The following is a 689-nucleotide window of genomic DNA, read 5'->3' on the forward strand; positions in this document are numbered from 1 at the left end:
CGCGGGTCTTCTCCGGCAGATGGTGTCAGCCAATGAACAAACTCCCGCACAAGGGGTTTTGTGAACGCCTTGTATCCAAACCGAGCTATAATTTGCGCGATATGTTCGCGTCGTGTCTGCGGGCGCTGATCATAGACCGCGAGATCGGAGGCGCTGGCATCAACCTGATCTGCAAGAAAGGCCAGCATCACGTCGTTGGCCTGTTCTCCAACATTACGAACCCGCCCGGGATGGCGTAGATAAGCCAATGATACGGCATAGCCCAGACGCGCAGCAGCTGTTCGCTTTCTGGCGACAACCTCGATCTCATCCGGGGTGAGCGTGCAATACATCGCGACTTCTCGATCCTTCGAGGGTGGTGCCATCAGCCGAGACCAAAAACTTGCCGTCAATATTTGTCGCCGTGCCATAAAATACCCTCTTTTGTCCCAAGTCCGTGAAACGCTCGTTAGGCGGAACGACCCGTTCCGTCCGCCAATATGGCTTGACAACGGGAAGTCGGACAAGTTGATTTATGGACAGGAAAACGGACAAGGCTATCTTCATGGCTCTGATTGGATATGCGCGGATCTCGACCACTGAGCAAAAGCTGGAACCGCAGGTGGATGCGCTCAAAGCTGCGGGCTGCGAAACTGTGTTTGAAGATGTCATCTCCGGCGCCAAAGCCGAACGCCCTGGCCTGAATAATG

At 54.7% G+C, this 689-nt stretch carries 2 protein-coding genes; one reads left to right on the forward strand and one right to left on the reverse strand.

What is annotated here, in order from left to right:
* The coding region (locus tag A3722_RS23450; protein WP_150120498.1) for a DUF4158 domain-containing protein at positions 1-410 on the reverse strand (410 nt) is incomplete at its 3' end.
* A 134-nt stretch (positions 411-544) separates the two neighbouring features.
* On the opposite strand from A3722_RS23450, the gene A3722_RS14945 reads away from it, so the two are divergent.
* A partial coding sequence (locus A3722_RS14945; protein WP_161488220.1) for a recombinase family protein occupies positions 545-689 on the forward strand: 145 nt, incomplete at its 3' end.

Origin of the sequence: Sulfitobacter sp. HI0027 (genome assembly GCF_001634775.1) — a bacterium.
In the GTDB taxonomy this organism is placed as follows: Bacteria; Pseudomonadota; Alphaproteobacteria; order Rhodobacterales; family Rhodobacteraceae; genus Sulfitobacter.